Origin of the sequence: Saccharopolyspora galaxeae (genome assembly GCF_016526145.1) — a bacterium.
GTDB classification, from domain to species: Bacteria; Actinomycetota; Actinomycetes; order Mycobacteriales; family Pseudonocardiaceae; genus Saccharopolyspora_C; species Saccharopolyspora_C galaxeae.
Window position 1 is genome coordinate 1 of record NZ_JADDUE010000004.1, and the last position, 12909, is coordinate 12909.

The 12909-nt window shown below is 69.2% G+C and carries 13 protein-coding genes; 7 read left to right on the forward strand and 6 right to left on the reverse strand.

All coding sequences use genetic code 11. The features are described from left to right. The first annotated feature begins 409 nt into the window (after nucleotides 1-409). Both INP57_RS10420 and INP57_RS10425 read left to right on the forward strand, forming a co-directional pair. Nucleotides 410-1807, forward strand: coding sequence for an amino acid permease (locus INP57_RS10420; RefSeq protein WP_200069949.1), 1398 nt, complete (start codon nucleotides 410-412; stop codon nucleotides 1805-1807). 79 nt (nucleotides 1808-1886) lie between these two features. Continuing rightward, complete coding sequence (locus INP57_RS10425; protein WP_200069950.1) at nucleotides 1887-2420, forward strand: hypothetical protein; 534 nt, start codon at nucleotides 1887-1889, stop codon at nucleotides 2418-2420. Between the two features lie 117 nt (nucleotides 2421-2537). Here INP57_RS10425 and INP57_RS10430 read toward each other — a convergent pair whose 3' ends face one another. Together INP57_RS10430 and dacB are read right to left on the reverse strand one after the other, a co-directional pair. Continuing rightward, nucleotides 2538-3218 (reverse strand): DedA family protein, encoded by a 681-nt coding sequence (locus INP57_RS10430; RefSeq protein ID WP_200069951.1) that lies wholly within the window; start codon nucleotides 3216-3218, stop codon nucleotides 2538-2540. 206 nt (nucleotides 3219-3424) lie between these two features. Continuing rightward, nucleotides 3425-4978: a D-alanyl-D-alanine carboxypeptidase/D-alanyl-D-alanine endopeptidase gene (gene dacB / locus INP57_RS10435; protein ID WP_200069952.1), complete on the reverse strand. Its 1554-nt coding sequence runs from the start codon at nucleotides 4976-4978 to the stop codon at nucleotides 3425-3427. A 367-nt stretch (nucleotides 4979-5345) separates the two neighbouring features. On the opposite strand from dacB, the gene INP57_RS10440 reads away from it, so the two are divergent. Both INP57_RS10440 and INP57_RS10445 read left to right on the forward strand, forming a co-directional pair. Next, entirely contained in the window at nucleotides 5346-5849 is a 504-nt protein-coding gene (locus tag INP57_RS10440) for a glycine-rich domain-containing protein (protein ID WP_200069953.1), read from the forward strand. Between the two features lie 5 nt (nucleotides 5850-5854). Then, nucleotides 5855-6775, forward strand: coding sequence for an aminoglycoside phosphotransferase family protein (locus INP57_RS10445; protein ID WP_200069954.1), 921 nt, complete (start codon nucleotides 5855-5857; stop codon nucleotides 6773-6775). Between the two features lie 134 nt (nucleotides 6776-6909). On the opposite strand, the gene INP57_RS10450 is transcribed toward INP57_RS10445, so the two are convergent. The 3 genes from INP57_RS10450 to pyk form a co-directional block, all read right to left on the reverse strand. Continuing rightward, a complete protein-coding gene (locus INP57_RS10450; RefSeq protein ID WP_200069955.1) occupies nucleotides 6910-7155 on the reverse strand; it encodes a hypothetical protein in 246 nt (81 codons plus the stop codon). A gap of 560 nt (nucleotides 7156-7715) precedes the next feature. Further along, entirely contained in the window at nucleotides 7716-8657 is a 942-nt protein-coding gene (tesB, locus tag INP57_RS10455; protein WP_200069956.1) for an acyl-CoA thioesterase II, read from the reverse strand. A 98-nt stretch (nucleotides 8658-8755) separates the two neighbouring features. Continuing rightward, complete coding sequence (gene pyk / locus INP57_RS10460) at nucleotides 8756-10177, reverse strand: pyruvate kinase (RefSeq protein WP_200069957.1); 1422 nt, start codon at nucleotides 10175-10177, stop codon at nucleotides 8756-8758. Nucleotides 10178-10295: 118 nt separating this feature from the next. Between pyk and INP57_RS10465 the strand changes: the two genes are divergently transcribed. Further along, nucleotides 10296-10646, forward strand: coding sequence for a VanZ family protein (locus INP57_RS10465; RefSeq protein ID WP_200069958.1), 351 nt, complete (start codon nucleotides 10296-10298; stop codon nucleotides 10644-10646). On the opposite strand, the gene INP57_RS10470 is transcribed toward INP57_RS10465, so the two are convergent. Continuing rightward, nucleotides 10597-11274, reverse strand: coding sequence for a DUF2461 domain-containing protein (locus tag INP57_RS10470; protein ID WP_200069959.1), 678 nt, complete (start codon nucleotides 11272-11274; stop codon nucleotides 10597-10599). The two genes, INP57_RS10465 and INP57_RS10470, sit on opposite strands and share 50 nt — an antisense overlap. A gap of 99 nt (nucleotides 11275-11373) precedes the next feature. On the opposite strand from INP57_RS10470, the gene INP57_RS10475 reads away from it, so the two are divergent. Both INP57_RS10475 and INP57_RS10480 read left to right on the forward strand, forming a co-directional pair. Beyond that, the gene (locus tag INP57_RS10475; protein ID WP_200069960.1) at nucleotides 11374-12255 is read left to right on the forward strand and encodes a macrolide 2'-phosphotransferase; all 882 of its coding nucleotides are present in this window, start codon (nucleotides 11374-11376) and stop codon (nucleotides 12253-12255) included. A gap of 43 nt (nucleotides 12256-12298) precedes the next feature. Beyond that, a complete protein-coding gene (locus tag INP57_RS10480; RefSeq protein WP_200069961.1) occupies nucleotides 12299-12874 on the forward strand; it encodes a helix-turn-helix domain-containing protein in 576 nt (191 codons plus the stop codon). The last annotated feature ends 35 nt before the right edge of the window (nucleotides 12875-12909 follow it).

Sequence of the window (12909 nt, forward strand, 5' to 3'; positions counted from 1 at the left end):
CACCGAAGTCGCCGACATCATCGCCGAAGCCCTCCAACCCGACCTCACCACCGAGACCACCACCGCACTCCGCGGCCGCGTCGAAGCACTCGCCAACGCACAACCCCTCTACCCGAACCTGTAAGGGTTTCCGCGGGCGCCGCATTCCGGGGATTCCCCCGGAATGCGGCGCTTCGCATTTCAGCACGGTCCGGTTTCAGCACGGCCAGGTTTCAGCGCGGTAACCTTTCTGCACATCGTCACCCCAGGTCACTCCGTCCGCACCGGGCACGATTCGGGCACCGCTCCCTCGATCGCGCGGCTGCGTGCGTCCATTCGCAGCAGCACCGGGGGCTGCGGTTTTCACCAACTCGCCGGATGGCTAAGGTACCGCTCCACACGAGACCTCTCCCTTTTCAGGAGCACGGCGATGAGCGAACCCGCACCCGGGGAATACCGCAAGGAACTCAGCAACCGGCACATCAACATGATCGCGATCGGCGGCGCGATCGGGGTGGGCCTGTTCCTGGGTTCCGGCAAGGCGCTGGACCAGGTCGGCCCCGGGCTCATGGTGATCTACGCGATCGCCGGGACGATGATCTTCTTCGTGATGCGGGCGCTGGGCGAACTGCTGATGTACCGCCCGGTCAGCGGCTCGTTCGCGGAGTACGCCGGGGAGTTCGTCGGCCCGTGGGCGAAGTTCGCGACCGGCTGGGGCTACTGGCTGGTGTGGATCGTGACCGGCATGGCCGAGATCACCGCGGTCGGCGAGTACTTCCAGTTCTGGTTCCCCGAGGTTCCGCAGTGGATCCCGGCGCTGGGAGCGCTGGTGGTGCTCAGCGGGGTGAACCTGATCGCGGTGAAGCTGTTCGGCGAGTTCGAGTTCTGGTTCGCGCTGATCAAGGTGCTGGCCATCGTCGGGATGATCGTGCTGGTGGCGCTGATCCTGGTGTTCGGCTTCAGCGACGTCGGTGACACCGCCTCGGTCAGCAACATCTGGTCGCACGGCGGGCTGTTCCCGAACGGGGCCACCTCGGCGCTGCTGTCGTTCCAGATCGTGATGTTCGCGTTCATCGGCGTGGAGATGGTCGGGCAGACCGCCAGCGAGAGCGCGAACCCGAAGCAGGTGCTGCCGCGGGCGATCAACGCCGTGATGCTGCGGATCCTGATCTTCTACGTGGGCGCGCTGGCCGCGCTGACCGCGTTGGCGCCGTACACCGAGTTCAGCCCGGACGGCAGCCCGTTCGTGCAGGCGTTCGCGATGATCGGCATTCCGGCGGCCGCCGGGGTGATCAACTTCGTGGTCACCACCGCGGCGCTGTCGTCCTGCAACAGCGGCATCTACTCGACCGGCCGGATGCTGCGCACGCTCTCGCACGACGGGCACGCGCCGCGCGGGGTCGGCGTGCTGTCCGGGCGCGCGGTGCCCGCTCGGGCGATCGCGGTGACCTTCGGGGCGATGCTGATCGGCGTGGCGCTGAACTACCTGGTGCCGGAGCAGGCGTTCACCTACATCACCAGCGCCAGCACCGTCGGGGCGTTGTTCACCTGGGGCATGATCGTGGTCTCGCACCTCGGGTTCCGCCGCAAGGTCGCCCGCGGTGAGCTGCAGACGAGCAACTTCCGGATGCCGCTCGCGCCGTACTCGAACTACGTGGTGCTGGCTTTCCTGGCGATGGTCGTGGTGCTGCTGGCGTTCGACGCCGAGACTCGCATCGCGCTCTACATCACGCCGGTGCTGGTGCTGGCGGTTGGCATCGGTTACGCCGTGGTGCGGCGGCGTTCGACGCCCGCGGCGGGCGCGGAGCAGGTGCGCGCCGGGGAGTGACCGGCTCCGTCCAACGCCGGAGCGGGGTTGCGCCGGCTGCCGGTTCAACCCGGCGGCCGTCCGGGAGAAGATCCCGCTCATGCCCCCGGTCCCTCGCGCGCTGGTGATCAGCCGCAGCGCTCGGCAAGAGCGCAGCATCCAGCGGGACGGCATGTTGGTGGTGTTCACGCAGGCCGCGAACGCCGTGCTGTGCACGGCGGCCGCGGTGCTGTGGTCTTCGTGGGCGGCGGGTTCGGCCCGCTGGCTGGTGCTGGTCCCGGTGATCGCCGCGCTCGGCAGCTGCTACGTGGGCTGGGCGCAGTGGCGCTGGCGCCGGCTGAACCAGCGGATGCTGTACCTGCAGCTGGCGTTGAGCAGCGTCGGCGTCACCTACGCATCGGCGGCGGGGACGTACTCGGCGCCGTGGTCGTCGGTGCGGCAGGTCCGGCTGCGCCACCACCGCAACTCGCCGTACGTGGTGATCGACGTGGACGGGTGGGGCGGGCCGCTCGGCGAATGCGCGGGGGTGGACCGGCTCGCGCTGACGCTCACCGGCACCGGGCTCGGCCCGCGGGAAGTGAGCCGGGCGGTGCACCAGCTCAGCGGCGGGATGGTCACCACGGCGCGGGATTGAGGCGCTCCGGGATTGCGGCCGCCCGAGATTCAGGCGACCCGGGATTCAGGCGACCCGGGATTGACGCGCAGAGCCCCGGAGTCGCGGGTCCGCGGCGCCGGACGAGTCTTCGGCTGCTCAGGCGGCCCGCTGCTGATCGAGTTCCGGCTCCGGCCCGGTCGCCGCGGCCGGCTCCGCGTCGCTTTCGCGCCGCTTGCGGGAGCGCCGCCACAGGAAGGTCCCGATGCCGGCCACGACCAGCACCCCCAGCACGACGCCGCCGGCGCGGCCGAGCAGGTGCTCGATGTACTTCGCCGAAGCGCCCGCGGCCCAGCCGATGCCCACGTGCATCATCGACCAACCGGTCGCCCCGACCAGCGAGGTGATCATGAACCGCACGTAACCGAGCCCGCTGGTGCCCGCCGCGGCAGGCACGAAGGTCCGCACCACCGGCAGGAAGCGCGCCACCAGCACCGCCCCGATGCCGAACTTGCGCAACATGCGGCACGCCCGGTCCCAATGGTGCACACCGAGCTTGGCGACGGTTTTTCCTTCCCGCATCCGGGCGCCGTAGCGCTTCCCCAGGAAATAGCTGATGTTGTCGCCCGCCGCCGCGCACAACGCCACGGTCAACGACAGCCCGAAGAAAAAGCCCAGATCGGTCACCGCTGCCGATGCGACCAGCAGACCAGTCTCGCCCGGCACCAGGAAACCGACGCCGAGCGTGCACTCCCCCAGCACCAGCGCGCCCGTGACCAGCACCAACAGCGGGTGCGGCAGGGCAGCGACCATGGCCAGGAAATCACTGACGAACGACATGGAACTCCCGGGTCATCGGAATAACTCGGCCTACCGAAACGAAGCTAACCCGCACGACCCTACGGCAACACCGCGATCTACCCGGTCGCCCCCTGAGACGGCCGCGGACGTCACTCGGGGTTTCCCCCGGGTATTCCGGCATTTCCGGAGGACATGCGGGAAATACGCGAAGCCGCGGCGCTATCGGAACCACCGGGTGCGGCAATTCAGCAGGACTTGGTCCACGCGCACTCGAGGTCCGCACCGGCCGCCGGCGGCACCGTGCGCGGCACCGCGGGCACCCCGCGCGCGGGCTCGCCCGGCCCGGTGTACTGCGCGAGCCGCACCGCGATCGCGTCCTCCACATCGGTCGGTGCGTCGGACAGGAAGTCGTTGAGCAACACCGAGAAGACCAGCGGGCGGCCGTTCGCGGCGGTGACGTAACCGGACAGCGCGCTCACGCCGGTCAGCGAACCGGTTTTGGCGTGCGCGTTGCCCGCCGCGGGTGTCCCGCCCATCCGGTTGCGCAGCGTGCCGCCGACCATCCGGTCCGGGTCGGCCGCCACCGGCAGCGCCGCGCGCAAGTCCGCGAACCAAGGGCGCGCACGGACGTTGTCCAGCAGCAACGCCACCTGCTCCGGGGAGACCGAGTCCATCGACGACAGGCCCGAGCCATCGACCTGCCGCAGCCGTCCCGGCTCCAGGCCGAGCCCGGTGAGCCGCTCGCCCAGCACCGCCAGCCCGGCGGGCCAGCTGCCTTCGCCGCGCGCCTGCTCGCCCATGGTCTTGGTCAGCACTTCGGCGTGGCCGTTGTTGCTGAGCTTGAGGAACGGCACGAGCAGTTCGCGCAGCGGCATCGAATCCCGCGCCGCGATCGTCCGGGCACCCTCCGGCACCGCGCCTTCCCCGATTCCTGCTACCTGCACTCCGTGCGCGCGCAGTGCGCGGGCGAACACGTCGAGGGCGTAGGCGGTCGGGTCGGGCACGCTGGTGAACTCCTCGGCCGGTGCCGACCCGGCGGGCACCGAACCGCGCACCACGACCTGATCGCTGCCGTGCGCGCGTTCGACCGACAGCGTCGAAGCGGAGTCAGGTGCGCCGGTAACGGCCTGGTTCTCAACGCGCACCGCACCGTTCGGCGGGTCGAGCCGCACCGCTGCCGGCGAGCCCTCGGCGCCCGGGGTGACCCGCACGATCGCCGACCCGGCGTCGAAGTCCTCGTCCGGCGCGACCGTCAGCGCCGAGACAGGCGCCGCGTAGTAGGCGGGTTCGTCGTCCCAGGCCCAACCGGTGCCCAGCGGCACGTCGTCGAACCACGAGTCGTCGCCCAGCAGCCTGCCTTGCACGACGCGCACACCGGAGTCCGCGACCTGCCGGGCCAGTTCGTCGTAATCGGCGGCGAGCATCGTCGGATCACCCGTCCCGCGCAGGTACAGATCACCCGCCAGCACCGGCCCGTTCCGCGGCGCGGCCGTGCGCACGTCGGTGCGGAACCGGTGCTGCGGCCCGAGCTGCTCCAACGCGGCGGCCGCGGTGAACAGCTTCGCGTTCGACGCCGGGGTCGCCCGCGCGCGGGCCTGCCTGCTGTAGAGCACCTGATCGCTTTCCGGGTCCCGCACCACGACCCCGGCGTGCGACCCGTCCAACCGCGGGTCGGCGAGGATCCGGTCCAGGTCGGCGGCCAGCCCGTCCGGCGCCGCGGACACCGGGACGGACGCGGCGGGGCCGGTGAGCACTCCGAGCAGGACCAGCACGAGCACAGGTGCCCAACGACGCCACATCGCGCCCCCTCGAGGTCTTCGGGCGCAACGCCGCACCCGGGCACCGCGCAGTCAAGCGGAACCGGACATCGCGGTCAACGCTCGGCGTGTTGCGGTCCGGCTCACGACAACGCTCGTCATCGACGACGCCGACACCTGGAGGGTCTCGGATGTCCACTGGAACGAAACACTGAAAAATTGCCCATGCAGAGAAAAAGAAATTTCCCCGAAGTAATGTCCGGCCCTTGAGAAGTAGTACGAGATCCCCGGGATGCGCATCCTGACACCAGGAGAACCTGAATGCCGGCTATACCTTCGGCCATCGAACCTCTAGCGTGAATCTCGCCCCCTTCCGCAGGAGCCCGGCCCACACAAGGAGGACCGAGGGATGAGCGCCACGCTGGAACGAGCGTCAGCCCGAACGTTGATCAGTGACGATCTGTTCAACACACTCTCCAACCGAATCGCCCGGGAAAACGCTTGCGATTTCGAATACGCCGAGCGCATCTTGGAACAAGCATTGGCCTTCCTAATCACGACGGCCCGCTACCCGAGCAGGCGCCTATCGCCTTCGTCGAAAGTAGATGTCGGATGGCACACCTTCATCCTTTACACGAAGGAGTACGCAGCCTTCTGTCATCGGTACGCCGGCCGATTCGTCCACCACGTCCCGAACGACTATCCGAACGCGGTAGGCGAGCCGGGTGAATCGGCCACAGTGTCCCGCACCGCAACACTCGATGCGATCGAAGCCGCCGGTTATGTGGCCGACCCCGAGCTGTGGGAGATCGTCGCGGGCAAGTGCAAACCGGGCGACACCGAGAACGGCTGCTGTGCCGCCAGCGGCAAGGACGGCAACGAGAACACCGAGAACCAGACAGCGCCGAGGTAACAGCCATGACCCCGTGGACCAGCATCCCGGAGCCGGTACGGAACGCCATCGAGTGCAGAACAGGACCCGTAAATCAGGCCGAGGACATCACAACGGGCCGGAACAACGACCTCGCCACGGTCTTGAACCGGACGGGCCGCTCCGCTGTCTTCGTGAAGGGCGTGCGGGGAATCAGTCATCGGATGCGCTGGCTCCGCAACGAAATCACGTCCGAACGACTGACGGCTGGACTCGCGCCGAAAGTGTTGTTCCACGCTGACGTTGAAGCGGATGACGATTGGCTGGTGGTCGGGTTCGAGTTCGTTCCCGGACGACCAGCCGATCTCTCCCCCGGCTCGCCGGATCTACCTCTCGTTGCCACCGCGCTGGAAGAGTTGAGCACACGTCCCGCCCTGGACGCGAAGCCCTTGCGTCGCCGATGGTCCGTTACGAACTGGTGGGGAAAGCTCGCCGACGAATACCCGGACCAGACCGCGGGATGGGACGTCGAGCTACTCGACGCTTGGAACCGCCTCGCCCCCGGCAAGGTGGATGGTGACCGGCTCCTGCACACCGACCTGCACCCCGAGCATTTCAGGATCGCCCCGAACGGATCCACCCGAATCATCGACTGGTCGTGGCCCGCCTCCGGAGCGGCGTGGACCGATTCCGCATACCTGGTGATCCGTCTTATGGACGAAGGTCACTCCGCTGCCGATGCTGAATCATGGGCCCGTTCGCTGGAATGCTTCTCCGGAGCGGATGACGAGGCGCTCAACGCTTTCGCCGCGCATGTTTCCGGGTTGTGGACCTACCGAGCAGCTACCGGAGCAGTGCCGCCTGGCCTCGCCGAAGTAGCGCGAACCTACGCGACTTGGCGTCTGAGGGCCGCTGAAAGCTCCGGATCAGAGGCCGCCAGGCCGACGAGATCAACGACTTCACGCTGACCGATAGCACGACGCGATCCGGCTGGAATCGTCGCTCTCGCCACTAGATCGCGCCGAGAACGCCCACGGGGGTTCGAGCAGCCGATCGCGGACGTACGCCCGGATCAAGCAGCAGGCTCCTGACCTTGAACAGATCAAAGCCCCGGCGACATGAACCGCATTTCAGGGGCCATCCGGGGCAATCCTTGATCACTGTAGCAGCTATCGAAGCCGCGCGTGACTGACTGGATCGAAAACTGGCTGTCGCGGCCGCGGTTCGCGGTGGCCCCGGCCCGGCCGCGCATGGGTTGCTGTCGTTCGCAGGAGGCCTGACTGTCCTGAAAAACCTGATCGCAGTAGGGGCGGACGTCCGAGAACACCGCCTGCAACGCGGCGAACAACGCCAGCGCGGTGGGGCGAGATTCTTCATACCGCCATCGTTTTCCGGACGCTGGCGCACACCCTGCGTAGACGTTGACCGCGAGCTGGTTCCACGAGATAGTTGGGCGATCGAGCTGTCTGTTCTGTTCTCGGTGGTTGGTCGAAGCGACCTGGTTTGACAGGACGCTCCCAACGCGCCGAGTCGGCGCAGGCGCTGTTTCTTCGTCATGCGAGGAGAGCAGCGCTGATGTCTGCGCCGATCGAGTTCTTGCCCGCCCTTCCGGTGTCGCTTCTCGTCGTGGCCGTGCTTGCCCGGCGCGGCGCCGAGACTCTTGTTGCAACTATCGCGGCACTCGTCGCGATGCTCGCCCGCGATCCAACTCGGGCTCGCCGAGCCCTTGCTGTGCTGTGGCTGCTTAGGTCCGCTTCCCGGCAGTCGGAGCACAACAGCCGACGGAATGCGCGGCGCCAATGTGATCGATAGCCATGAAGTTGGTACGACCTCACCTGACCGCGGCAGCACAACGAAGGGGCTCTCCAGCGGAGAGCCCCATTTCAACGGGTCGTGCGGTGGCTGCGGTCAGTCGACCCGCAGGAGTCCTTCCTGGACGACGGTGGCGACCAGGCGGCCGTCGCGGGCGAAGAAGCGGCCGGTGGTGAGGCCGCGCGCGCCGGATGCGCTCGGGGACGAGCAGTCGTAGAGCAGCCACTCGTCGGCGCGGAACGGGCGGTGGAACCACATCGCGTGGTCCAGGCTCGCGCCGGAGACCTTGTCCAGCCCCCAGTACACGCCGTGCCGCACCAGCACCGAATCCAGCAACGTCAGGTCCGATGCGAACGCCGCCATGCACACGTGCAGCAGCTTGTCGTCGCCGAGCACTCCGTCGGCGCGCATCCACACCTGGCTGCGGGCCTCGCGGGAACCGTTGTCCCTGCGCTGCCACGGCGGGCCGGTGACGTAGCGGACGTCGATCGGCCGCGGCGGGTAGGTGCCGCCGAGCCGGTCCAGCACGCCCCCGGTGAGCTGTTCGCCGTACGTCGGCAGCGATTCCGGGGCGGGCACGTCGGGCATCGGCTCCGCGTGGTCGATGCCGTCCTCTTCGATCTGGAACGACGCCGACAGCGAGAAGATCGCCTTGCCGCGCTGCACCGCCACCACCCGGCGGGTGGTGAACGAACGCCCGTCGCGGGTGCGATCCACCTCGTAGACGATCGGGACGCTGGGATCACCGGGCCGGATGAAGTAGGCGTGCAGCGAATGCACCTGCCGCTGCTCGGGCACCGTGCGCCCGGCCGCGACCAGGGACTGCCCCGCGACCTGGCCGCCGAAGACCCGCACCGGGGCCTCGGCGGGGCTCACGCCGCGGAAGATGTCCTGCTCGATCCGCTCCAGGTCGAGCAGGCCGATCAGCCGGTCCAGCACCGGCTGGCCGTGCGGCACCCCGTTGACGTCCAGCGGAACCGAGCTGTCGATGTGCAGGCCGGCGGGGTCGGCGGCCGCGGCCCGTGCCGCTTCGGTCACTTGTGCTCCTCGGGCGTGTCGTGCGGGTCGGCGGGCGGGAAGCGCCACTGGTTCCCGCCGGCGCGGAAGTCCGCGCGGACCGGCCCGCGGAACCCGGCTCAGACGTGGTCTTCCTCGCCGAGCCGGTGCACCCGGATCAGGTTCGTCGAACCCACGGTGCCCGGCGGAGAACCGGCGACGATGACCACCATGTCGCCGCGCTGCGACCGGCCGAGCGAGAGCATGGCCTGGTCCACCTGGCGGACCATCTGGTCGGTCGTGTCCACTTTATGCACCAGGAACGTCTCCGTCCCCCAAGTGAGAGCGAGCTGACTGCGCACCGACTCCTCCGGCGTGAAAGCCAGCAGCGGCAGCCGGGTGTGCAGCCGCGCCAGCCGCCGCACGGTGTCTCCGGACTGGGTGAACGCGACCAGCGCCTTGGCGTTCAGGCGCTCGCCGATGTCCCTGGCGCCGTAGGAGAGCACGCCGCGCTTGGTGCGCGGCACGTGGCTCAGCGGCGGTGGCGTGGCCGAGCCGGCCTCGACCGCCTCGACGATGCGGGACATGGTCTGCACGGTGTCGATGGCGTAGTCGCCGACGCTGGTCTCGCCGGAGAGCATCACCGCGTCCGTGCCGTCCAGCACCGCGTTGGCCACGTCCGAGGTCTCCGCCCGGGTCGGCCGCGGGTTGTGGATCATCGAGTCCAGCATCTGGGTGGCGACGATGACCGGCTTGGCGTTCTCCCGCGCGATCCGGATGGCCTTCTTCTGCACCAGCGGCACGTGTTCGAGCGGGAGCTCCACGCCGAGGTCACCGCGGGCGACCATGACACCGTCGAAGGCCAGCACGATGGCCTCCAGGTTGTCCACCGCCTCCGGCTTCTCCAGCTTGGCGATCACCGGCACCCGCCTGCCTTCCCGGTCCATCACCTGGTGCACCAGGTCGATGTCGGCGGGGCTGCGCACGAACGACAACGCGATGAAGTCCACCCCGAGCCGCAGGGCGAACTCGAGGTCCGCGACGTCCTTGTCGGACAGCGCGGGCACCGAGACGTCCATGCCCGGCATGGAAAGTCCTTTGTGGTTCGAGACGGGGCCGCCCTCGACGACCTCGCAGACCACGTCGTCACCTTCGACGGCGGTGATGGTCAGGCCCACCTTGCCGTCGTCGACCAGCACCCGGTCGCCCGCCTTGGCATCCGAGGCCAGGCCCTTGTAGGTGGTGGACACCCGATCATGGGTGCCTTCGACGTCCTCGACGGTGATGCGCACTACCTCACCGGTGCGCCACTCGACGGGACCGTCCGCGAACGTGCCGAGACGGATCTTCGGCCCCTGCAGGTCACCGAGCACCCCAACGGCGCGGCCGCTCTCCTTCGCGGCGGTGCGCACGAGGTCGTAGACCTCTTGGTGATCGGCGTGGCTGCCGTGGCTGAAGTTCAGCCGGGCGACGTCCATTCCGCTGCTGACGAGCTCGGCCACCTTCTCCGGCGAGGCGGTGGCGGGGCCCATGGTACAAACGATCTTGGCTCGTCGACTCACATCGGGTCAGCGTAGTCTGTGCGAGCGCGCGTGGAGCACGCGACCACCAGGAACGAGCCGATCGGGATCTTGTCGTGCTGAATCATTACAGGGCAGGCCATTGCGAGCGGGTCCGGCGGTGAGCGCGCGGCTCGCGCACTGCGCGTTCGGCGCGGTCTTCGCGATCAGCCTGCTCGTGCTGTTCACCCCGGAGTCGGGGGTGCCGTCCGCGCCGCCCGGCACGGACAAACTCGTGCACCTGGTGCTGTTCGCGGCGCTGGCGATCAGCGGCTTCCGGATCCCGCAGATCCCGCTGCTGATCGGGCTGATCTGCTACGCGGGACTGTCCGAAGTGGTGCAGGGCCTGCTGCCGCTGGGCCGCAGCGGGGACGTGCTGGACGCGCTCGTGGACGTGCTCGGCGTCGTGGCCGGGTTCGCGTTCACCGCCGCCGTTCGGACGGTCCGACGTGGTCGGCGCACCACTGGTTGAGCTCGCGCAGTTTCCGCCAGCCCTTGCGCACGCGGGTGAGGCAGTCGCGCTGGTGCAGCACGTCGTCCGGTTCCCACCGGCGAACCGCGTAGAGCGTGCGGTGTCGCAGCAGTTCCAGGCGCGGATGATCGGCGGCGAACCCGCGCGGACGGCTCTTGAGGGTGTCGCCGAGGATCTCCCAGCCCGGCCGGAGTCCGTCGACGATCTCGCGCAGCCGCTCGCCGTGCACCTGCTCGTCCACGGCGGTGCGGAAGCGGGCGAGCTGATCGGGTTCGGTGTGGAAGCAGCCGCCCGCGACGAGCATCCCGTCCGCGCTGACCTCCACGTAGCACGCGCCGCCGCCGCGACCGGCTTCGATCACTCCGCCGCAGTGCGTCTTGTACGGCGACTTGTCGCGGCTGAACCGCACGTCGCGATGCGGGCGGAAGACCTTCGCGCGGCCGTTCGCCGCGGCGCTGTCCACACCGGGCGCGAACTCAGCGGCCAGTTCGGACAGCAATGCCTCCATCGGCTCGCGCACGTGCTGCTGGTAGACCGCCTTCTGGTCGTTCCAGTACGCCTTTGAGTTGTCGGCTTCGAGTCCTTCGTAGAACTCGACCGCCCCGTCCCCGAAACCTTCGAAACGCACCCGGCCAGCTTAGGAGCGGGGCCGGACGCTCCGATCCGCGGTAGGCGGCGAAATCCCGTTGCCCCGAAATCCCGTTGCAGGGGCGCCTACGCTGATCTTGTGACCGTCGAAGTGGCGCGCAGGCACGGCCTCGAGCTGCGGATCGAGGAGGTCGACGAGACCGGGTGGGACTTCCGGGTCCGGCACGGCGCGGACTCGCAAGGCCGGTGGTGGGTGCTGCGGGAGCCGCGGCGCCCGGAGGTGTCGAGCCGCATCCCGATCGAGGCGCGGGTGCTGGAGCTGCTGCGGCCGCGGCTGGATGTGGAGCTGCCCCGGTGGGAGGTGTGCGCGCCGGACCTCGTGGCGTATCGCCGCCTCGGTGGTGCTCCGCTGGCCGACGAAGATCCGGTGACGTTGCCGTACCGCTGGACGGGAACGGCGCCGGACGACTACTTCGGCGCGCTCGGTGCCACGATCGCCGAGCTGCACCGGGTTCCGATCGATGCGGCCGCGGCGACCGGCGTGGCGGTCCGCGACGACGGGGAGTGCCGCGCCGAGCGCGCGGCCGAACTCGCCGACGCGCAGGCGGAACTGGGCGTTCCCGGGCACGCGCGGGATCGGTGGCGGCGCTGGCTGGACGACGAGCGCTGCTGGGCCGGGCGGCCGCGGCTGGTGCACAACGATCTGTCCCCGAACCACACGCTGGTCGACGAAACCGGTGCGCTGCGCGGAATCCTCGACTGGGCCGACGCGGCCGTGGACGATCCCGCGCAAGATTTCGCAGCGCCGTACGTGGCGTTCGGCGCGGACGGGCTCGACCGGCTGCTCGCCGCCTACGACCGGGCGGGTGGTGCGCCGCACGAGCGTTTCCGCGAGCACGTCGTGCTGCTCGCGGAGTTCCGGTACCGCGTTTCCCTCGGCTTGCACGGGCTCCGGACCGGCAACGACGACTACGTGGCGCTGGCTCGCGCGCGCCTCGCGGATCCCGTGCTCCCGGAGTAGCGGTTCTGGCAACCTCGCTTGCCGATCCGGGAAACTGGCGGTCATGGAAGAAGTGCTGGCCGAGGTGGGGCCACGGTTGAAGCAGGTGCGCAAGCAGCGCGGCGCGACGCTGGCGGCGCTGTCCCGGGCCACCGGGATCTCGGTGAGCACGCTTTCGCGCCTGGAGTCCGGGCAGCGCAAACCCAGCCTGGAGCTGTTGCTGCCGCTGGCGCGGGCGCACCAGGTGCCGCTGGACGAGCTGGTCGGCGCACCGCAGGTCGGCGATCCGCGGGTGCACGCCCGCCCGCGCAAGGTCGGCGGCATGACCGTGGTTCCGCTGAGCAGGCAACCCGGCGGGCTGCAGGCGTTCAAGATGGTGCTGCCCGCGAAACCGGCGCACCCGGTCGAGCCGCGCAGCCACGAGGGCTACGAGTGGCTGTACGTGCTCAGCGGCCGGCTCCGCCTGGTGCTGGGCGAGCAGGACTTCGTGCTGCGCACCGGCGAGGTCGCCGAGTTCGACACGCACCTGCCGCACTGGATGGGTTCCACCGGCGACGGGCCGGTCGAGCTGCTGAGCCTGTTCGGCCCGCAAGGCGAGCGGATGCACTTGCGCGCCGCCCCGCGCCGCTCCGGACGATAACCCACCGCAAGTCTGTGACCTGCAAGATCGTCGTC